The organism is Nonomuraea sp. NPDC048892, assembly GCF_040649735.1.
Lineage (GTDB): Bacteria > Actinomycetota > Actinomycetes > Streptosporangiales > Streptosporangiaceae > Nonomuraea > Nonomuraea maheshkhaliensis.
This window is the reverse complement of the sequence record NZ_JBEZFZ010000021.1, coordinates 110302-131126: the sequence shown is the minus strand read 5'-3', so window position 1 is coordinate 131126 and position 20825 is coordinate 110302. Positions and strand designations below refer to the sequence as shown.

The 20825-nt window shown below is 71.5% G+C and carries 16 protein-coding genes and 1 pseudogene; 9 read left to right on the top strand and 8 right to left on the bottom strand.

All coding sequences use genetic code 11. The features are described 5' to 3' along the window. Window positions 1–5: 5 nt before the first annotated feature. From AB0C28_RS42820 to AB0C28_RS42800, 5 genes are read left to right on the top strand one after another with little or no spacing between them, the layout of a single operon-like run. Window positions 6–3533 (top strand): DUF4132 domain-containing protein, encoded by a 3528-nt coding sequence (locus AB0C28_RS42820; RefSeq protein ID WP_358081453.1) that lies wholly within the window; start codon window positions 6–8, stop codon window positions 3531–3533. Then, the gene (locus tag AB0C28_RS42815) at window positions 3530–4600 is read left to right on the top strand and encodes an AAA family ATPase (protein ID WP_357852621.1); all 1071 of its coding nucleotides are present in this window, start codon (window positions 3530–3532) and stop codon (window positions 4598–4600) included. The genes AB0C28_RS42820 and AB0C28_RS42815 overlap by 4 nt, the downstream gene beginning before the upstream one ends. A 3-nt stretch (window positions 4601–4603) precedes the next feature. Then, complete coding sequence (locus tag AB0C28_RS42810) at window positions 4604–6838, top strand: DUF5682 family protein (RefSeq protein WP_358081450.1); 2235 nt, start codon at window positions 4604–4606, stop codon at window positions 6836–6838. Continuing rightward, window positions 6835–7956 (top strand): VWA domain-containing protein, encoded by a 1122-nt coding sequence (locus tag AB0C28_RS42805; RefSeq protein WP_358081447.1) that lies wholly within the window; start codon window positions 6835–6837, stop codon window positions 7954–7956. The genes AB0C28_RS42810 and AB0C28_RS42805 overlap by 4 nt, the downstream gene beginning before the upstream one ends. Continuing rightward, the gene (locus AB0C28_RS42800; RefSeq protein ID WP_358081445.1) at window positions 7953–10025 is read left to right on the top strand and encodes a hypothetical protein; all 2073 of its coding nucleotides are present in this window, start codon (window positions 7953–7955) and stop codon (window positions 10023–10025) included. The genes AB0C28_RS42805 and AB0C28_RS42800 overlap by 4 nt, the downstream gene beginning before the upstream one ends. A gap of 22 nt (window positions 10026–10047) precedes the next feature. Here AB0C28_RS42800 and AB0C28_RS42795 read toward each other — a convergent pair whose 3' ends face one another. The 3 genes from AB0C28_RS42795 to AB0C28_RS42785 are packed head-to-tail and all read right to left on the bottom strand — an operon-like array spanning window position 10048 to window position 12844. Further along, entirely contained in the window at window positions 10048–11208 is a 1161-nt protein-coding gene (locus tag AB0C28_RS42795) for a PQQ-dependent sugar dehydrogenase (RefSeq protein WP_358081443.1), read from the bottom strand. Further along, on the bottom strand, window positions 11205–12092 hold the full coding sequence (locus AB0C28_RS42790) for an SDR family NAD(P)-dependent oxidoreductase (RefSeq protein WP_358081441.1): 888 nt from the start codon (window positions 12090–12092) through the stop codon (window positions 11205–11207). The genes AB0C28_RS42795 and AB0C28_RS42790 overlap by 4 nt, the downstream gene beginning before the upstream one ends. A gap of 14 nt (window positions 12093–12106) precedes the next feature. After that, window positions 12107–12844 carry an SDR family oxidoreductase gene (locus tag AB0C28_RS42785; RefSeq protein ID WP_358081439.1) on the bottom strand — a complete coding sequence of 246 codons (738 nt, stop codon included), beginning with the start codon at window positions 12842–12844 and terminating at the stop codon, window positions 12107–12109. 87 nt (window positions 12845–12931) lie between these two features. On the opposite strand from AB0C28_RS42785, the gene AB0C28_RS42780 reads away from it, so the two are divergent. Next, entirely contained in the window at window positions 12932–13537 is a 606-nt protein-coding gene (locus AB0C28_RS42780; RefSeq protein WP_358081438.1) for a TetR/AcrR family transcriptional regulator C-terminal ligand-binding domain-containing protein, read from the top strand. A gap of 35 nt (window positions 13538–13572) precedes the next feature. Here the strand turns inward: AB0C28_RS42780 and AB0C28_RS42775 are convergent. Together AB0C28_RS42775 and AB0C28_RS42770 are read right to left on the bottom strand one after the other, a co-directional pair. Next, a pseudogene (locus AB0C28_RS42775) lies at window positions 13573–13779 on the bottom strand (DUF6086 family protein); the annotation flags it as partial. Between the two features lie 155 nt (window positions 13780–13934). Next, complete coding sequence (locus AB0C28_RS42770) at window positions 13935–14840, bottom strand: S41 family peptidase (RefSeq protein ID WP_358081434.1); 906 nt, start codon at window positions 14838–14840, stop codon at window positions 13935–13937. A gap of 201 nt (window positions 14841–15041) precedes the next feature. On the opposite strand from AB0C28_RS42770, the gene AB0C28_RS42765 reads away from it, so the two are divergent. Next, window positions 15042–15764: a hypothetical protein gene (locus AB0C28_RS42765; protein WP_358081431.1), complete on the top strand. Its 723-nt coding sequence runs from the start codon at window positions 15042–15044 to the stop codon at window positions 15762–15764. A 37-nt stretch (window positions 15765–15801) separates the two neighbouring features. Here the strand turns inward: AB0C28_RS42765 and pafA are convergent, their stop codons facing one another. Further along, a complete protein-coding gene (gene pafA, locus AB0C28_RS42760) occupies window positions 15802–17160 on the bottom strand; it encodes a Pup--protein ligase (RefSeq protein ID WP_358081429.1) in 1359 nt (452 codons plus the stop codon). A gap of 107 nt (window positions 17161–17267) precedes the next feature. Next, the gene (locus AB0C28_RS42755; RefSeq protein ID WP_358081426.1) at window positions 17268–17867 is read right to left on the bottom strand and encodes a TetR/AcrR family transcriptional regulator; all 600 of its coding nucleotides are present in this window, start codon (window positions 17865–17867) and stop codon (window positions 17268–17270) included. Window positions 17868–17954: 87 nt separating this feature from the next. On the opposite strand from AB0C28_RS42755, the gene AB0C28_RS42750 reads away from it, so the two are divergent. Continuing rightward, window positions 17955–18689, top strand: coding sequence for an SDR family oxidoreductase (locus AB0C28_RS42750; RefSeq protein WP_358081423.1), 735 nt, complete (start codon window positions 17955–17957; stop codon window positions 18687–18689). Between the two features lie 100 nt (window positions 18690–18789). Here AB0C28_RS42750 and AB0C28_RS42745 read toward each other — a convergent pair whose 3' ends face one another. Next, window positions 18790–19248, bottom strand: coding sequence for a hypothetical protein (locus tag AB0C28_RS42745; protein WP_358081420.1), 459 nt, complete (start codon window positions 19246–19248; stop codon window positions 18790–18792). Between the two features lie 343 nt (window positions 19249–19591). On the opposite strand from AB0C28_RS42745, the gene AB0C28_RS42740 reads away from it, so the two are divergent. Then, on the top strand, window positions 19592–20824 hold the full coding sequence (locus AB0C28_RS42740; RefSeq protein WP_358081418.1) for a serine hydrolase domain-containing protein: 1233 nt from the start codon (window positions 19592–19594) through the stop codon (window positions 20822–20824). Window position 20825: the final 1 nt, after the last annotated feature.

The following is a 20825-nucleotide window of genomic DNA, read 5'->3' as shown; positions in this document are numbered from 1 at the left end:
TCGGCATGAGCGTGGAGCGGACGCTGACGTTCGTGGGTGGGGGTTCGGCCAAGTTCTGGGAGGTGCGTCAGGACGGCTCGGAGCTGCACATCCGGTATGGGCGGATGGGTACGGCCGGGCAGACGCAGGTCAAGTCGTTCGGCTCGGCCGCCGGCGCCACGGCGGCGGCGGACAAGCTGGTGGCGGAGAAGTTACGCAAGGGCTACACGGAGGACGAAACGGTCTCCTCGCCACAAACGGCCTCCGATGAAACCACCTCCTCACCGCAGGCGGCCTCCAGGGCGAAGCCGTCGGCCGCCTCCGACGAGGAGCGGCTGACGTTTCCGGCCGCCTGGTTGCGCGCGCTCCACCCCCGCCGCGGCGGAGCGAAGGTCTCCGTGAAGCGGCCGGACCCGGGCGCGCCCGGGAAACTGGCCGCCGAGCTGGACAAACGCCGGAAAGAGCTCGCCGACATGGTGGCGAAGTGCCCGCAGCCGGAGCTCGCGTCCGCGGGCGCGGCATACCTGGCCGGGGAGCCCGGCAGCACGCCGCTGGGCGCGGCGGTGGTCGCCAAGGCGGTGGCCATGTCCCTGCCATGGAACGAGCGCGAGACGATGTCCCTGTTCGCCGACGCCTGGCTGAGCGAACGCGGCCCGGTGTTCGCGGCGGTGGCCGTGACCGAGCTGAGCCCGCTGGATCACGCCCACGACAGGGACACCTGGGTGGTCCGCCGGCTGGGCGACGACGAGGCCCCCGACCCTTGGGCGCCGACGCGGCAGATCGGCGCCCGGGTCCGCGCCGTGCTGGCCGCCGCGTCCGACGCCGAGTACGCCGAGGTCGTCGCGGCGCTGGCGGTGAGCCGCGAACGCGGGCTGCACCACCGTGTGGCGGCCTCCTGCCTGGCGCCCACCGAGACCGGCTGGGTCGCGACCGACTGCGCCGAGGTGAGCCAGGTTCTCCCGGCTCTCGCCGTCCGCCTGATCTCGGCCGTCAGCACGCCGGAGCAGGCCGAGCTGATCATGGACCACGTTCGGGATCACTACGTCGGGGATTCCCTCGCCCTGCCCGTCACGGTGATCGACGGCGTGGGCGAGGCGGCCGTGCCGATGCTGACCGCCTGGGTGGACCGCGCCTACGACGCCGCCAGCAAGAAGCTGCTGCTGGGCGTGCTCGCCGAGCTGCCGTACGACCCGGCGATGCGGGCGCTCCTCGACCGCATCGACCAGAAGTACACCCAGCCGGCCTTCCTGCGCGCGGCCTCCCTCTTCCCCCGCCGCGCGATGCGGATGCTGGCCGAGTCCGGCGGCAAGGTCGTGGACCTGCTGCTGCGCGCCCACGTGGCGGCCCATCCCGACCTGGTGGACGAGGCGACCCGGTCCGGAATGGCCGCCGCCGAACGCATCGACAAGATCGTTAACGTCGCGACCGTCCCCGTCGCTCCGCCGGAGGCCCTGCCCGAGGTGCTGGTCAGCCCGCCCTGGAGCCGCGCGCGCAAGGCGAGCAAGGCGGTCGTGGTGGACAGCCTGGCCTGCACCGACCAGCCGGCCCTCGTGTGGGCGCCTGGCGAGCAGGACAACTGGCGTTCCCGGGCGAATGACGGTTCGTGGGATCGGTCCTGGCGCCGGAGCTGGAAGGACATCGCCGACCAGATCGCCGATGGCCGCGACGGCTACTGGTCCGACGAGATCGCCCTGTTCGTCACCGGGCCCGAGGACCTGGCCGCGCTGCTGATCGGGACGTGGCGCCCCGGCGACCTGTGGGGGGCCGGCGACTGGATGCCGAGGGTGGTGGCCAGATTCGGGATGGCGGCGCTGCCCATGGTGCTCGACAGCGCCCGGCGCGGTCCCAGCGGGGTCGCCGCGGTGCTACTGCCGTTCGCGGCGCCGGAGGTCGCCGTGCTGATGGCCGACTGGCTGGCCCGGCTGAAGTCCGTCCGCGCCACCGCGCTGGCCTGGCTGAACCGCCACCCCGCGGCGGCCGCCAGGGCACTGATCCCGGCGGCTCTCGGCAAGCCCGGCACGGCCAGGCAACGGGCCGAGCAGGCGCTGGCGGCGTTAGTCGCGGGCGGTCACCGCGACGCCGTGGCGGCGGCCGCCGCGGGGTACGGGCCCGCTGCCGAGGCCGCGGTCGCCGGGTTGCTCGCCAACGACCCGCTCGACGCGCTGCCCGCCAGGATGCCCGCGGTGCCCGAGTGGACGGACGTCGCGATCACGACCCCGATCCTCCTGCGCGGCGACGCGGGCGCGCTGCCTCCCGAGGCGGTCCGCCACGTGACGACGATGCTGGCGATCTCCAAGCTCGGCGCCCCGTACGCCGGTCTCGACCTGGTCAAGGAGGCGTGCGACGGCCGCGGCCTCGCCGACTTCGCCTGGGCGCTGTTCCAGTGCTGGCAGCTGGCCGGCTTCCCGGCCAAGGAGAGCTGGGTGATGGACGCGCAGGCGCTGCTCGGCGACGACGAGACCGTACGCCGGCTGACCCCGCTGATCAGGACCTGGCCGGGCGAGGGCGGGCACGCCCGCGCGGTCGCCGGGCTGGACCTGCTGGCCGCCATCGGCTCCGAGGTCGCGCTCATGCACCTGCACGGCATCGCCGAGAAGGTCAAGTACAGCGGGCTGAAGCACCAGGCCAAGCTGAAGATGGAGGAGGTCGCCGCCGAGCTCGGCCTGACGCCGCAGGAGCTGGCCGACCGGCTGGTGCCCGACTTCGGCCTGTCCGCCGACGGCAGCCTGACCCTCGACTACGGCCGCAGGCAGTTCGTGGTGGGCTTCGACGAGCAGCTCAAGCCGTTCGTGGCCGATGCCTCGGGCAAGCGGCTGAAGAACCTCCCCAAACCGGGCGCCAACGACGATCCGGAGCTCGCGCCCGCCGCCCACCGGCGCTTCGCCGGGCTGAAGAAGGACGTGCGCTCGGTGGCGGGCGACGCCATCCACCGCCTGGAGCAGGCGATGGTGAACCGGCGCCGCTGGAGCGCCGCCGACTTCTCAAGGTTGCTCGTCGGCCATCCGCTGCTCTGGCACATCGTACGACGGCTCGTCTGGGGCCGGTACGACCCGTCGGGCCGGCTCACCGGCACCCTGCGCGTGGCCGAGGACCGCACCTTCGCCGACGTCGAGGACGACACGCTGACGTTGCCGGAGGACGCCGTCGTGGGCGTGGTGCATCCGCTGGAGCTGGGGGAAGACCTGGCCGCCTGGTCCGAGGTGTTCGCCGACTACGAGATCCTGCAGCCGTTCCCGCAACTGGGCAGGGAGACGTACGAGCCGGATCCGGCGCTGGTGGCCGAGATCGAGGCCGCCAAGGTCCCCACCCGCGCGGTGATCGGCCTGGAGCGGCGCGGCTGGCGGCGCGGCACGCCGCAGGACGCCGGCTGGCAGGGCTGGATCGAACGGGACGTGCCCGGCGGCAGGACCTACACGATCGGCCTCGATCCGGGCATCGTGATCGGCGATCCCGACTTCGCCGACGAGCAGTCCCTGGGCGAGCTGGGGTTCGACGGCCTCGATCCGATCACCGCCTCCGAGATCCTCCGCGACCTGAAGGACATCGCCCGATGAACGCCCAGCGGCCCCCCGCCGAGATCCGCTACGCCGACGAGCTGGCCAGGCTGCGGGAGCACGACACCGACGCCCGTCCGCCCGGCTGGGCGCTCAGCCTGCGGGCCGCCCGCCGGTTCGTCCTCGGGGACGAGACGCTGGGCGTCAGCCGCAAGTTCGTGGGCGATCCCTCGCTGATCGACCGGTCCCTGGTGACGCTCGCGACCAACCGCGGGCTGATGCTGGTGGGCGAGCCGGGCACGGCGAAGTCGCTGCTGTCCGAGCTGCTCGCCGCGGCCGTGAGCGGCACCTCGACGCTCACCATCCAGGGCGGCGCGGCCACCACGGAAGACCAGATCAAATACTCGTGGAACTACGCGCTGCTGGTCGCCGAGGGTCCCTCCACGCGGTCGCTGGTGGCCGCGCCGCTGCTGCGCGGCATGGCCGAGGGCAAGGTGGTGCGCTTCGAGGAGATCACCCGCTGCCCGCTGGAGGTGCAGGACTGCCTGCTGTCGCCGCTGTCGGACCGGGTGCTCGCCGTACCGGAGCTGAGTGGTCCCGAGTCGATGGTGTTCGCGCAGGAGGGGTTCACCGTCATCGCCACCGCCAACACCCGCGACCGCGGCGTCAACGAGATGAGCGCCGCGCTCAGGCGCCGATTCAACTTCGAGACCGTCTTCCCGATCGCCGACTTCGAGACCGAGCTGGCGCTGGTGGAGGCCGAGGCGGGGGCGCTGCTCGAACGTTCGGGCGTCACCGCGCCGCCGCGCCGCGACGTGCTGGAGGTCCTGGTCACCACCTTCCGCGAGCTGCGCCAGGGGCGGACGGCGCGCGGTGACGCCACCGACCGGCTGTCGGGGGTGATGAGCACCGCGGAGGCCGTCTCGGTCGCCCATGCCGTCGGGCTGCGCGGCTGGTTCCTGCGCGGCGAGCCGGGCACCGCCGCCGATCTGGTCTCCTGCCTCGCCGGTACGGCCGCCAAGGACAACCCGGAGGACCTGGCCAAACTGCGCAGATACCTGGAACGCCGGCGGCACGGCGACCAGTGGCAGGCCCTGTACGACGCCCGCCACCTGCTGCCGGGCTGAGCGATGGCGGTCGTCTTCATCGGCGTGCGGCACCACAGTCCCGCCTGTGCCCGGCTGGTCGCCGACACCATTCATTCCGTACGGCCCGCGTACGTGCTGGTCGAAGGCCCGGCGGAGATGAACGACCGGATGGACGAGCTCCTGCTCGGCCACGAGCTGCCGATCGCCGTCCACACGAGCTACCGCGACGCACAGCGGCGCCACAGCTCCTGGACCCCGCTGTGCGACTACTCCCCCGAGTGGGCGGCGCTGAGCGCGGGCCGCGAGGCGGGCGCCGAGCTGCGCTTCATCGACCTGCCCGCCTGGCATCCCGCGCTGGCCGAACGCAGCAACCGGTACGCCGACGCCGAGGCCCGCTACGACGAGGTGACCGGACGGCTCTGCCGCGCCTTCGCCGTGGACAACGTGGACGCGCTGTGGGACCAGCTGTTCGAGATCGAACCGGCCGACGGGCTGGCCGAACGGCTGGCCACCTACTTCGACCTCGTCCGCGGAGACACCGAGACCGGTCCCGACGACGCGGCCCGCGAGGCGTACATGGCGCGGTGGGTCCGGGCGGCCGCCGGCGACGCGGGCGAGCGGCCGGTGGTCGTGGTCACGGGCGGCTTCCACCGTCCCGCGCTGATCCGGCTGGCTGAGCAGGGCGAACGGAGCTGGCCGGAAGTGCCGGAGCCGCCCGAGGGAGCGGCGGTGGGCAGCTACCTGGTGCCGTACTCTTTCCGCCGGCTGGACGCCTTCGACGGCTACCAGTCGGGCATGCCGTCGCCCGGCTACTACCAGGACCTGTGGGAGCACGGCCCCGGCGGCGCCGCCCGCAGGCTCACCGAGGCGGTGACGGCCAGGCTGCGCGCCAAGCGCCAGCCGGTGTCCACCGCCGACCTGATCGCGGCGCGCGCCACCGCCGACGGGATCGCGCTGATGCGCGGCCACCCGCATCCGGCCCGGGTGGACGTGCTCGACGGCCTGGCCACCGCGCTGATCGGCGAGGCCCTTGAGACCCCGCTGCCCTGGACGTCCCGGGGAACCCTCCAGGCGGGCCACCATCCGGTCGTCGTGGAGATGATCGCGGCGCTCAGCGGTGACCGGACCGGCCGCCTGCACCCTTCGACCCCGCTGCCGCCACTGGTCCACGCGGTGCTCGCCGAGCTGGGCGGACCCGGCGACGAACGGCTCCACCTCGACGGGCAGGCCGGCCGCGAGCGCAGCCGTTTCCTGCACAGACTGCGCGTCCTGGGCATCCCGGGCGTGCTCCGCACCTCGGGACCGCGCCCCGCGGGCGGTCCCGAGCTGGTCGAGCAGTGGACGCTGACCGAGACCGACGACCGCCTGCCCGCGCTGATCGAGGCAGGCGGGTACGGCGTGGACCCGCAGGAGGCGGCGGCCTCCGTACTCGCCGAGCGGATCAGGGACGCCGACCTGGACCGGCTGGCGGACGTGCTGTTCGACGCCGCGCTGTGCGGCATCGGCGAGCTGGCGGGGCGGGTGCTCGACGACCTCGCGCGGGCCGTCGCCGCGGCGGCCGACCTGGGCGCGCTGGGCCGCACCCTCACTGTCGCGCTGGCGATGTGGCGGCACGACGACCTGTTCGGCACCAGTGGCAGCATCACCTTGGGCGCCGTGGTCCGGGCCGCCACCCTGCGGGCGTTGTGGCTGGCCGAAGGCGTGCGCGGCGGGTCCGTACCGGCCGAGCCGCGGCGCATCGGCGCCATGACCGCCGTACGCGACGCGCTCAGGCACGCCGGCCCGCCGCTCGGCCTGGACGTGCACGCGGCGCTGGGCGTCGCCGACCGCATCGCCGCCTGCCAGGACGCGCCGCCCGACCTGCGCGGAGCCTCACTCGGGCTGGGCTGGTCACTGCGCGGCGCCGCCACCGTGGATCCCGCACGGGCGGTACGCGGCGCGTTCGTGCCCGCGTCGGCCGGCGACTGGCTGGCCGGGCTGTTCGCGCTCGCCCGGGAGGAGGTCCTGCACACCGGCGGCATGCTGGAGCTGCTCGACGAGCTGGTCGCGGCGATGAGCGACCACGACTTCCTGGTGGCCCTGCCGGCGCTGCGCCAGGCGTTCGGCTACTTCCCGCCGCGCGAGCGGCACCTCATCGCCACCCGCCTGGTCGAGCTGCGCTCCGGCGCCTCCGCGTGGGACCTGATGCGGCTGGAGGCGGCGCCGGAGCTGGTGGCCGCCGGCATGGCACTGGACGAACGCGTCGACGCGGCGCTGCGCCGGGAAGGACTGACATGACCGATCCCACCCTCGTACGGTGGCGGCTGCTGCTCGGCGAGGCCGGCGGCGCCTGCCTCGGCGGCGGGCAGCTCGGCGCGGAGGCCGCCGGCCGCGACGCCGCCATGGACTGGCTGTACGGCCGCGACGAGGACCTGCGCAGGCGCGGCGTACGGCGGCCGGCGGGGAACGGCCCGTCGGCCCTGACCACCTTCGACTGGCTCGACGACATCACCCGCCTGTTTCCCAAGGAGACCATCGAACGCCTGCAACGCGACGCCGTCGAACGCTACGAGATCCACGACCTCGTCACCGACCCCGACGTGCTCGCCCGCATCGAGCCCAACCCCGCGCTGCTCAAGGCGGTCCTGCACACCAAACACCTGATGAACCCGCAGGTGCTGCGGCTGGCCAGGCGCATCGTGGAGCAGGTCGTCAGGGAGCTCATGGACAAGCTCGCCACCGAGGTGCGCAGCGCCTTCTCGGGCACCAAAGTACGGAGGCCGGGCCGGCTGCGGCTGGCGCGCAACTTCGACATGGCCAGGACCCTGCGCGCCAACCTCGGCCGCTACCAGCCCGACAGCGGCAAGGTCGTGATCGAGACCCCGCTGTTCTTCTCCCGCACCCGCCGCCACCTCGAACAGTGGCAGGTGATCCTGCTCGTCGACCAGTCCGGCTCGATGACCGACTCGGTGATCCACTCGGCGGTCACCGCGGCCTGCCTGTGGGGTCTGCCCGGCGTAAGCACCCACCTGGTCGCCTTCGACACCGACGTGGTGGACCTGACCTCCGACGTGGACGATCCCGTCGAACTGCTGATGAAGGTCCAGCTCGGCGGCGGCACCGACATCGCCCGCGCGGCGGCGTACGGGGCCGGGCTCGTGGACCAGCCGCGGCGGGCCATCGTCGTGCTGATCTCCGACTTCTACGAGGGCGGCGATGCCCACCGGCTGGTACGCATCGTGCGCGATCTGGTCGAGCAGGGCAGCAAGGTCCTCGGCCTTGCCGCCCTCGACGAGCAGGCCAACCCCGCCTACGACCGGGAGCTCGGGCAGCGCCTGGCCGACGCCGGGGCGTACGTGGGCGCGATGACGCCCGGCGAGCTGGCGTCCTTCGTCGCGGAGCACGTGGGCCGATGAGAACGGATCTGCTCGGGCTCACCACGGACGCGCTCGCCGCGCTCACCAATCGCGGGCTGGTCAAGCGGGCCGGGAAGGAGGCGGCGCCGGAGCTGCGTACCGACGCCGACGGGACTGTGCACGGTGACTTCGCGGGTGGGCCGAGCGCGAGTCTGCCGGTCGGGGGGCTCGACGTGGCTCGGTGTACGTGCGGTGCTGCCGGGGTGTGCCGGCATGTTGTGGGGGTGGTGCTCGCGTACCAGCACCGGCATCAGCATCAGCACGCCGGACCCGCCGCCGCACCCGCCGCCGCGCTCGCCGATGGACCCGCCACTGAACCCTCCGATACACCCGCCACCGAACCCGTCGCCGGACCCGCCACCGGGCCTGTCGCTGAGACCGCCGATGGGCCGCCCGGCGATGGGCCGCCCGGCGAGCCGGGACCCTCCGCCTGGTCGCCGGGGCAGGTGAGCGACGACGAGCTGACCGCCAGGATCGGCGCCCGCCTGATGGCCGCCGCCCGCCGTACCGAAAAATCCGGATATACCGCCCGGGTGCGCCGCGCCACCGCCGCCGATCCCGCGCCGCAGGTCGAGCTGGCCACCGCGACCGTGCGGTTCCTGATCCCCGGCGACCTCGGCTTCGTCCACACCGACGCCGTCGCGGGCAGCCGCGACGATGTCATCGCCCTCGCCGTGTGGGCGTTCCGGGTGGCCGACGAGCTGCATCCCGGAAGGCAGGAGGTACGGGTCGACGTCGGCGGCGAGGCCGCGACCGGTGCCGGATCCGGGCTGGAGCGGGCCCTGGGGCTGGCCGGCACGGTCCTGCGCGAGGGCGCGGCGCACCTCGGTCAGGGGCTCGATGTCACCATCGCCGACGTACAGCGTCATCTGGACGCAGCCGGATCTCGCTGGCCGCTGCTGGCCGTCGGCGACCTCGCCGAGCAACTGGCCGCCTACCGCGACCGCGGCGCCCACTACCGTCCCGAGCTGCTCGCGAGCCACCTCGCCGAGCTGCACGCCCGGCATCGTGCCGTGACCCGCCCCGACGCGACCCTCCGCAGCAGCGTGCTCGGCACCGCCGAGGCCGCCGAGACCCCGTTGCGCCGGGCCCGGCTGGAGAGCCTGGGCTGCCGGATCCGCGGTCTCGGGGACCGGCGGATCGCCGAGCTCTACCTGGCCCACAGCGACAGTGCGATGGTCCTGGTGCTGCGCCGCGAATGGGACGGCGACGACGACGGCGCCGCGCTGGCCCGGCGTCGTGTCGCCGGTTCCACGCTGGCCGCCCTGGCCACCGGCAACCTCGTCACGGAATCCGCGGTCCGCAGCGCCAGCCGTACGGTGCGGCTGGCCACCGGGCGGATCTCCAAGACGACGGTCGGCCCGTCGCGCGGCGACTGGGGTGAGCTCTCGCCGTCCCTGGTGGTGACCGACCTCGCCGCGCTCGGCCGCGAACTCGACGCCCTCCCGCTGCGGCCCGTCCGCCCGCGCGTCGAGGCGGAGCTGGTCCGCGTCGTCGCCGTCTCCGAGGTGGTGGCCATGACCTATGCCCCCGGCGACCAGCGCCTCGACGCCCTCATCGCCGATCAGGCGGGCAACATCGCCACCGTCACCGCCACCCACACCACCGCCGCGCCCGGCCGCCTCGACGCACTGGCCGCCGTGCTCGCCGGAGAGGAAGGCGAGCTGCGTTTCGTCAGCGGCGTGGCCGGCCGGACCTTGGGCGGTGTCGTCATCGACCCCGTCGGCCTGGCCGCCGGTGATCGGGTCGTCGTACCCGATCTGCGGCCCGCCGCAGGCGGTGGCCCGCTCGCGGTCGCCGAGGATCAGCACGACCCGCTGACCGCCGTACTGATCGACGCCCGCGCACTGCTCGCGGAGGCGGCCCACCACGGCCTGTCCCACCTGCCGCCGACCTACGCCGCCCGCCTCGACACCGCCGCGCGACGACTGACCACGCTCGGGCTCCTCCGCGTCGCCCAGGCCGTCACGGTGTTCGCGACGGCGCAGTCCCAGGACTCGGGCGAGACGACCGAACGCACCTGGATCGACGCCTACCTGCGCCTGGAGGTGGCCCTGGACCTGGCCTGACCGACATCGACCCAAACTGGGGTCAGCGCTTGTTCACCTCCACCCGGAGTATCCGGTCGTCGCCCGGGCGCGGGTCGGTGCCGCCCCAGGTCGCGCGGTCGGTGTTCGACGTGACCAGCCACAGGGCCCCGTCGGGGGCCACTTCGACGGTACGGATGCGGCCGTAGGCGCCGGCGAAGTGGCCGATGGGGGCGCCCGCCGCGGCATCGCCCGCGACGGGAAGCTGCCAGAGCCGCTGCCCGCCCAGGGCGCCGATCCACAGCGACCCCTCGGCGTACGCGAGGCCGGAAGGGCTGGCCTCGTCCGGGTGGATCGTGGCGATCGGCGGCTCGCCCGTCGAGCCGGCGGTCCCCTCGGTGTCCGGCCAGCCGTAGTCCGCGCCCGCGCGCAGGACGTTGACCTCGTCCCACGTCCGGTGGCCGAGCTCCGACGCGTACGCGGTGCCGTCGGGACCGAACGCGATGCCCTGGACGTTGCGGTGACCGCTGGAGTAGATCGCCGACGATCCCGGATTGTCCTCGGGGACGGAGCCGTCCACCGCGATGCGCAGGATCTTGCCGTTGAGCGAGCCGGGGGTGGCGGCGTTCTCGGGCTCGAAGGCGTCGCCCGTGCCGATCCACAGGTGCCCGTCCGGCCCGACGGCGATGCGGCCGCCGTGGTGCCGGTCGGCGGTCTGGATGCCGTCGAGCAGCACCCGGCCGACGGCGAGGGAGCCGTAGTCGGCGGCGATGGTGAGCGCGACGATGCGGTTCCCGTCCCGCCCGGAGACGGAGGCGAAGACGGTACGGTCGGCCGCGAACTCCGGGGAGGCGGCGATGCCGAGCAGGCCGCCCTCCGAGCTCACGTGCACGCCGGGGACGACGCCGACCGTTCGCGGGGTGCCGCCCTGGGCGGGGATCCGTACGATCTCGCCGGAGATGCGCTCGGAGACGAGCGCCGATCCGTCGGGGAGGAACGTGAGCCCCCAGGGTGCCTCCAGCTCGGTCACCAGCTCGACCGGCTCGCCAAGGGTCGCAACCGCGCCGGCGCTCGGGGTGGCTGTACCAACGCTCGGGCCGGCGCTTGGGGTGGCCGGCCGGGATGGTGCTATCTGCGTCTCACCCGCCGGCGCCGAGCATCCGCCGAGCGCGAGGGCGGCCAGGGCCGCCAGGGCCGCCACCTGCCGTAACCGGTGGCCGCTCATGGCTTGAGCTCCAGCGTCTCGCCGAAACCGAGCCGCCGGACGAACGCCTCTCGCGTCAGATCGCTGAACGCCATGACGTGATCGACCCCGGCATGCGCGGCGTCCACCACGGACCGGAACGGCTTGTCCCCGACGGGAAGGGCGAGGATGCGCCGGATCTCCTCCGCCACGTCCCGCGGATCGGCGGTCGTCCCCGGCGCGAAGAGCTGCTCGTGCGCCTCGTGGGTCCGTTCGACCAGCGGATCGAGCACGGCGTACTGCGCGCTCACGCGCTCGTCCGTGGCCATCGAGGCGTTCGCGAAGTGCCGCGTGCCCTGCGTGATCGCGCCGGGCATCACGATCGAGGTCTCGATGCCGAACTGCGAGACCTCGTACGACGTCACCACGGCGAGCGCGTCGAACGCCGCCTTCGAGGCCACGTACGGCCCGAGGAAGGGCGGGGTGGTCACGAGGATGGTGCTGCCGACGTAGACCAGCGTTCCGGAACGGTTCTCACGGAGGTACGGCAGCACCGCCCGGTTGACCCGGTGCGCCCCGACCGCGTTGACGTCGAGTAGCCGGGCGAGGTCGTCGTCGGTGAACGCCTCGACGTAGCCGAGGTACAGGTGCCCGGCGTTGTGCACGACGGCGTCCAGGCCGCCCGCGTCCGCGAGGATGTGCCGTACGGCATCCTCGGCCGAGTCCTGCGACGTCACGTCGAGCGCGACGACCCGCAGGTCCGCGCCGGTGGCGCGGGCGAGGGCGGCGAGCTCGGACGCGGCGGCGGTGTCGCGGCCCTCGGGGTCGCGCATCGTGGCGTAGACGGTGTGCCCCGCCGCGGCGAGGGTCTCGGCCGTCAGGCGCCCGATGCCGGTGGCCGCGCCGGTGATCATGACGATGGACATGTCCGGTTCCCCTTTCACGCTGCTCCGCCGTTGGCGTACAGGACCTGGCCGTTGACCCAGCGCGCGGGCCCGGCGAGGAAGGCGACGACCTCGGCGATGTCCTCCGGGGTGCCGAGCCGCTCCATCGGGTTCAGCGCGGCGATCCGGTCGATGCTCTCCTGGCTCTTGCCCTCGAAGAACAGCAGCGTCGCGGTCGGTCCTGGCGCCACGGCGTTGACCGTGATGTCCCTTCCGCGCAGTTCGCGGGCGAGGATCAGGGTCAGTGCCTCCGCGGCTCCCTTGGACGCGGCGTAGGCGCCGTAGCCCGGCTGCTGCAGCCGGGTGACCGAGGTGGAGATGTTGATGATCGCTCCCCCGGCGCGCAGGCGCCGGGCGGCGAGCTGGTCGACGACGAACGTCCCGCGCACGTTGGTGCGCTGGACGCGGTCGAAGGTGTCGAGGTCCATGTTCGCGACGGGCGAGAGCGGCATGATGCCCGCGGTGTGGACGAGGACGTCGAGCCCGCCGAACTCGCGTTCCGCGACGTCGAACACGGCCTCCATCGCCGTCTCGTCCGCCACGTCCCCGCCCGCGATGGCGGCGCGGCCTCCTGCGCGCGTCACCGCCTGCGCCACTTCCTCGGCGCGGTCCTTGCTGCCCCCGTAGTGCACGACGACGGAGAAGCCGTCGGCGGCCAGGCGTTCCGCGCTCGCCCTGCCGATTCCGCCGGATCCGCCGGTGACGAGTGCGACGCGTGCTGCGTTGTTCGCCATGTCAGAGCCTCCGCTAGGATATGAACAAGTCGTCCACATACGACGGTAGCACCGAAATGAACAAGTCGTCCATAAAAAGGGGTGGCGATGTCCGAGGAGACTGCCCAGCGGCGCGGCCGGGGCCGCCGCCCGGCCGCGGAGGTGCGCGCCGCGGTGCTCGCGGCGGCCGGTCGCATCCTGCTGGAGGACGGCATGCAGGCGGTGACGTTCGACCGCGTCGCGATGGAGGCGGGTTCGAGCAAGACGACCCTGTACAAGTGGTGGCCGTCGCCGGGCGTGCTCGCGGCCGAGGCGTACTTCGCCCAGAGCCGGCGGGCGCTGGAGTTCCCCGACACCGGGGACGTACGCGCCGATCTGATCACCCAGCTCAAGGCGTTCGTCCGCTGGCTGAAGGAGGAAGGCGCGGAGAGGCCCGTCAGCGAGCTCCTCGGGGCGGCGCAGCTGGACGCGAGCCTCGCGCGCGCCTGGTCGGAGAGCTACGCGCTGCCCCGGCGCGAACTCGCCCGGGAACGCCTGCGCGTGGCCGTGCGGCAGGGGCAGCTGCGCGAGGACGCGGACCTCGACATCATCGTGGACCAGCTGTGGGGGGCGTGCTATCACCGGCTGCTCGTGCTGCGGGTGCCCTTCGACGAATCACTCGCCGAACGCCTGGTCGACCAGGCCCTGTACGGCTCGGCCAAGCACGGCCGGTGAGACGGCCGCAACCTGTCGCCGCTGATGGCCGGCGCTCAATGTGGCATCGACCGGGCGTACCGCGCCGTGAGTTCCGCCCATCGCCCGGTGGCACCGTCCTCGGGCAGCCGGGTGGACGGCCCGCTCACCTGCATATCCCGCCAGCCGTCACCGCCCGACCGAGCCGGCTCGGCGCCGGCTCGCTGGACCAGCACCAGCGCCGTGGCGATGAAGCCCTCCATGAGGGCGTGCAGGATCGGATGGTTCGACCGCTCACCGCATCTCCGCGTCTACGCGCCCCTCGGCCGAGGGGCGCGCGAAGCATCATCACACAGCGCCCCCTCACGCCATCGAGATCCGCACACCCAGCCAAATACGCCGAATCATGGACGACCACGACGCCTCGTGATTGCCGGCGTCAGCCTGCCAGCCGGGCGAGGGCCAGGGCGTGAGCCTGGTCGAGCGACTTCGCGGCAGGGCAAGGGACGTCCGGCTGCACGCCGACGCCCTCCCAGTTGGTGCCTGAGACGGGGTTGATCGCGCGGCCGGTGGGGACGGTGGCTTCCAGGTGGGGATGCACGGTCCAGCCCTTGCACGGGTGCGCGCCCCCGCGGGTGGGCTCGCCGACGACCACGGCCCGGCCGAGTTGCTGCAGGTCGTAGGCCAGTTCCTCGGCGGCGGAGAAGGTGCTGTCGCTGGACAGCACGTACAACGGTTTGCTGCCGCCGAAACGCGCGCCGGGGACGTGCGGCAGGCTCCAGGACTGCTCGGTGCGCTCGCCCCTGCGCCAGTACATGGTGTTGAGGTGGGTGCGCTCGTCCAGGAGGTAACTGCAGACGAAGGCGACGGTGTCCGGGTCGCCGCCCCGGTTGCCGCGCAGGTCCACGATCAGCGCTTGGGCGCGGGAGGCCAAGGTGAGCGCGGCGGCCAGTGGTTCGGCGGCCCAGTCCAGCGGAAACAGCATCGGCGCCAGCTCCACCACGGCGACTCCACCGTCGAGCAAGTCCATCCGGGGCGCACCTCCCAGCGAGGTTTCGAAGTCCCGGCGGATGGACTCCAAGGTCGCCGCGCCCTCTCCGGGGGAGACCGGGTCGGCGTGGTGCTTCAGCCTCAGGTGTTTGTCGTCGTTGATGGACTGCAGGTCCGCGGTGACCAGGCGGGCGAGCTCCTCGGCACCGTCAACGTCGTAGGCGCCCTCGGCGAGGCGTCGTCGCAGCAGGCCGGCGAGCTGTTCGGCTATCTCAGGAAAAACGTAGTGCTCGGTGAGCAGCCGGGCGGTCTCGTCGATGACAGGGGCGGGCTGAAGGTTCGTCAGGGTTGTCATGGCAGGGAGTAGAGCACTGCCCTGACGAACACGTCAAAAGCCACCTGCCGCCTCCTGGGGAGATCGTGCAGACGCCACTGCCGATCGAGATCATCAGGTGTTCACGAACCTGAACTTAAAGCGGCATTTGTGCCAACATGATGACGACATTCCGGCGTAGGAGGCTGATTGGTCGTTTTCGCCTGTGCGGGGTGTGGTGCCGTGGTGACTGCGAAGGTGGCGCGGGTAGCGCTTCCTGATCATGCTGGTCAGAAGTACGGTCATGATCTGCTCTCCGGGCTGCTGGAGCCGGGGACGTACGCGGTGGACCCCGGAGACGGCCGGCCTTGGCGGTCTCTGCAGCCCGAGCCGGAAGAGCAGGGCGGCGTCCGGTTACAGACCTACAGCGTCACCGGACCTCCAGACAGGATCGGGGTCGCGCCGGGTGACGTTCGCGGGACCGTCTTCATCCCGGAGCAACTGGGCGGTTGCTGTTGTGGCTGGGACGGGCAGTACGGGCCCAATCTCGCCTGTGCCGAGTGTGGCCGGCCGGTGGCGAGCCGCATCGACGACTGCGGGTTCTGGCAGGTGGTGTGGCTGGAGCCGGACGCCGTGCGGCCCGTCGCTGTGGCCGGGCCCGTTCAGCGGGTGACGGGGCCCCGGCATCCGCAGACCGGCGAGCTTTGGCCGTGCGACGCGGGAGCGGTGGTGCCGCTGGCCGCGGACGTGTGGACCTACCTGGCGTTCCACGAGCTTCGGCAGGTGTACGGGATGCCCGCCGGTGTTCGCCGGGACGACCCGCCCCCGCTGCTGCCGACCTCACTGTTCCGCGCTGACGGGCGCGTGTTCGTCAGCACGCTGAAGCGGCTGGCGGCGCGGCAGCCGTGGGTACGCCGCGTCTATGACCGGATGACAGACCGTCCGTACGAGGATCCGTTCTGGTAGCCAGGCCTCGCAGCCTGGAAGAGCCGAACAACGCCGATCACATGTCCGCGATGAGCTTGTCCACTCGTTCGTCCACACTCCGGAACGGGTCCTTGCACAGGACGGTCCGCTGCGCCTGGTCGTTCAGCTTCAGGTGGACCCAGTCCACGGTGAAGTCGCGCCGCTTCTCCTGCGCCTTGCGGATGAACTCCCCGCGCAGCCGCGCCCGAGTCGTCTGCGGCGGCACCGATTTCGCCTCGAAGATCTTGATGTCGGCCGCCACCCGCTCCACGGCCCCGCGCCGCTGCAGCAGGTAGAACAGCCCTCGCGTGCGGTGCACGTCGTGGTAGGCCAGGTCGAGCTGCGCCACCCGCGGAGACGACAGCGGCAGGTCGTACTTCTCGCGGTAACGCTCGATCAGCTGGTACTTGATCACCCAGTCGATCTCGCGGGACACCAGGCCCAGATCACCGGTCTCCACCGCGCGCAGCGTGCGTTCCCACAGGTCCAGCACCCGGTGGGTGATCGGGTCGCCGCCGTGCCGGTCCACGAAGTCGATCGCCTTGCTCAGGTAGTCCTGCTGGATCTCCAGCGCCGACGCCTCCCGCCCGTTCGCCAGCCGGATCCGTCGCCGGCCGGTCAGGTCGTGGGAGACCTCGCGGATCGCCCGGATCGGGTTTTCCAGGCTCAGGTCGCGCATCACCACCCCGGCCTCGACCATGCGCAGCACCAGGTCGGTCGCGCCGACCTTGAGCAACATCGTGGCCTCGCTCATGTTCGCGTCGCCGACGATCACGTGCAGGCGGCGGAACCGCTCGGCGTCGCCGTGCGGTTCGTCCCGGGTGTTGATGATCGGCCGGGAACGCGTCGTCGCCGACGACACGCTCTCCCAGATGTGCTCGGCACGCTGCGACACGCAGTAGACGGCGCCGCGCGGGGTCTGCAGCACCTTGCCCGCCCCGCAGATGAGCTGCCGGGTGACCAGGAACGGGATCAGCACCTCGGCCAGCGCCCCGAACTCGCCGTGCCGGCCCACACAGTAGTTCTCGTGGCAGCCGTAGGAGTTGCCGGCCGAGTCGGTGTTGTTCTTGAACAGGTAGACCTCGCCGGAGATGCCCTCCTCGCGCAGCCGCCGCTCGGCGTCCACGCGCAGGCCCTCCAGGATGCGCTCCCCCGCCTTGTCGTGCGTGACCAGCTCGACCAGGTTGTCGCACTCGGGCGTGGCGTACTCGGGGTGGCTGCCGACGTCCAGGTAGAGGCGGGCGCCGTTGCGCAGGAACACGTTGCTCGACCGGCCCCAGGACACGACTCCACGGAACAGGTAACGGGCCACCTCGTCCGGGGACAGCCTGCGCTGGCCCCGGAACGTGCACGTGACACCGTATTCGGTCTCCACGCCATAGATGCGGCGATCCATTACCTCACACTACTCTGCTCCTTGCCGCGCCGACGGTTTCGATGATCTTGATGATGACCGTTCCCAGCCGGTGCCGCGGAACTCGCTGCCGTCGGAGACGAGCGAACTCAGCGAGCGGGCGGCCTGGGCAGCACGGCGAGAGCCGTCGAGGCGATGCCGGTCAGCGTCTCCTCACTCGCCCCGGCCTTGCCCAGCGCTTCGATACCGCGCAGTACGGCGAGCACCAGCGCGGCCAGCTCCCCTGGATCCGCGTCCGCCGCGATGTCGCCGTTGCGCTGACAGGCCGCGATGTCGTCCGCCAGTAACGCCCGCATCGCCTCGATGGTCACCTGCGCCCGCTTGGCCACCGCCTCGTCGTGTTCGGCCAGCTCGGCGGTGCCCTTGGCCAGCAGGCAGCCACGGCGGGCGGTGTCCGCCGCGGTCGACGCCGCCACCGCGTGCACGTGCGCGGACAACCGCGCGTAGGCGTCCTCGTCACCGCCGCTCAACTGCCGGCTCAAACCGTCGACGGCGGCCCCGCAGAAGTCGTCGAACACGCGGCGGAACAGCTCCTGCTTCCCACCGAACGCCCCGTAAAGGCTGCCCTTGCCGAGCCCGGTCGCCTCGGCGATGTCGTCCATGCGCGTGGCGGCGTACCCGCCCGCCCAGAACCGCTCCCGAGCGGTGTCCAGCACCCGCTGTTCGTCGAACTTCCTGGGTCGTGCCATGGACACATCATAGCCATTCTTGACTCGTTCGTCCATAACGACTAGCTTTCTGGACGAACGAGTCAAGAACCATGGATCGGGGACATCATGACGGACGTACTAGCAGGCAAAGTAGCGGTGATCACCGGAGCCAACAGCGGCATCGGCCTGGCCATCGCCAAGCAGTTCGCCGCGGAGGGCGCCCAGGTGTTCCTGACCGGCCGCCGCCAGGAGCAGCTCGACGCGGCCGTCGCCGAGATCGGCCCGGCCGCCACCGGAGTACGCGCCGACGTCTCCGTACAGGCCGACCTCGACCACCTCTACTCGGTCGTACGCGAGCAGGCCGGCCGCATCGATGTCCTCATCGCCAATGCCGGCAGCGCCGTCGCGCAGCGCCTCGGCGAGATCACCGAGGAAGTCGTCGACGCCACCTTCGACACGAACGTGAAGGGCACGATCTTCACCGTCCAGAAGGCCCTGCCGTTGCTGTCGAAAGGCGCCTCGATCGTCGTGATCGGCTCGACCAACTCTCTGCGCGCCGGGCCGGGCCTGGAGATCTACGGCGCGTCGAAGGCGGCGATCCGCAACCTGGTACGCAGCTGGGCACTCAGCGCACGGGAACGGAACTTCCGGGTCAACGTCCTGAGCCCCGGCCCGACCGAAACCCCGGGCCTGGAGAGCGCCGCGGGCCCGGACTACCAGCGGCTCGCCTCGATCGTACCGCTCGGCAGAATCGCCCACCCGGACGAGATCGCCACGGTGGCGACGTTCCTCGCCTCGGACGCCTCCAGCTTCGTCAACGGCGCCGAATGGTTCGTCGACGGCGGCCAGGCCCAGGTCTGACCGCGCCTTCACCTGGCGGGGCCGGGCACGTGGAAGGCCCCGGATACCACGCTGTCCGGGGCCTTCCACGTGTGGATCGAGGCAGGTGAACATCCACTGGTCAGAAGTGTGGATCGAGAGCACTGCCCCACGTGTAATCGCCGTCACCGGGTATCCGGAAATTGCATCTGATGGTGTACGCCGCGCCACCGGTCTTGTGGGAGAGATAGCTGTCGATCCGGTACCACCCGTCCCAGGGGTGCCCCGGCCAGATCTGCGAGGTCCATATATACGTTCCCTCGATGATGGGTCCGGTGTAGGTCTCGCACGGAGCACCGACATAGACCTCGGCAGGCGGATTCACGTAGGTGAACCAGCCGTAATCGCCTTTGTCTCCCTCCAGCCAGATCTCGCGCCGTACCAGCTCCATGGGCATCGTGCGCACCGCCCATTCCGCCAGCCATTGTGTCTTGACGTTGAAGGCCGTGTCGGCGGCGTACGCCGTGCCGGTCGTGATCGGTAAGGCCATCATCATGACCGCCGCCGTGGCCAGACAGAGCTTCTTCAATGCAGAGCGCATGGAGCCTCGTTCCTGGTCCGAATCTTCAGGTCACACCCGAACCGAGCAGTGACTTCGCATCACCCGTGCCGCTCGTCGCATCGCGACTTTCCTCTACTGCGGATGATGACTCGTCGATCGCGACCACCCCAGGACAACAACCGGACATATAGCGGGCATTGCGTGTTCCGTGCGTGCGAAGACCCACCCGCAGGGCGGAGCAAGGGCGCGGCCGACCGCTGCGCCCGATCACTGGGCCCGATCACTGGGCCCGATCACTGGGCCCCGCCGACGCGCTTCGTCCAAGCCCCTGATCTCCGTAAGATGTGTGATCCACGTATCGGATGTGACCTAAGGGGCATAAGTGACCGGCCTTTCCCGCAGAGCCCTCCTAGCGGCGGCACCGGCGACGCTGATCGCCGCACGACCGGCACAGGCGGCCCCCGCCCCTGTCGTCCGCGTGTCGGGAACCGCGCCCACACAACTGGCGGGGTTCGACAACGTGGTCAAGAAGTTCGTGCTGGACCGCAAGATCAGAGCAGCGCAGCTGGCCGTCATGAAGAACGGCAAGATCCTGCTCGCGCGCGGCTACTGCTTCGACGACTACTCCAGGACGCCGACCATCCCCTCGCCGACGTCGCTGTTCCGGATCGCCAGCCTGAGCAAGAACATCACCTCGGCCGCCATCATGCGCCTGGTGCAGGACGGCAAGCTGAGCCTGTCGGCCAAGGTCACCCAGGTACTGGGCCTCACCCCGGCCGACGCCCGGATGGGGCAGATCACCGTACTCCGCCTCATGCAGCACCTCGGCGGCTGGGACCGCGACGCCTCCAAGGACCAGCTCTGGCTGGACCACACCATCTCGGCCACGCTCGACGTGCCGCTGCCGATCGGGCACGACGACATCATCCGGTACGCTACCGCCCGCCAGCTCGACTTCGCCCCAGGCAGCAAGATGGTCTACAGCAACTACGGCTACATGCTCCTCGGCCGCATCATCGCAAAGGTCTCGGGGCAGCCGTACGAGACGTACATCAAGACCAAGCTGCTCCAGCCGCTCGGCATCACCCGGATGCGACTCGGCAAGAGCCTCAAGAGCGAGGCCGCGACCGGCGAGGTCAGCTACGAGTCGCAGTACACGAACAAGACAGTCCTCGACACGTCTGGCACCACCGTCCCTTACCCCTACGGCGGCTTCAACATGCCCAACCAGGACGCCAACGGCGGCTGGCTGGCCTCCGCCGTGGACCTGGTCCGCTGGACCCTCGCCTTCGACCGGCCGGGCACCGTGCTCAGCTCGACCTCGATCGCCAAACTGGTGGCCAAGCCGGAGATCGGCGTCAACGAATACGGCTCCTGGTACGGCGGCGGCTGGTGGTGCCGCCAGGTCACCGGCCACCTCAACACCTGGCACAACGGCTCGATGCCGGGCACGTTCTCCTATCTGGCGCGACTGCAGAACGGGTTCAGCTACGCCGTGCTGTTCAACCGGCGCGAGGAGAGCGGCACCCTCGACTACGACACCATCGACGACGACATGAACAAGGTGAAGGTCTCCTCCTGGCCCACCACTGACCTGACCTCGAAATACTTCTGAC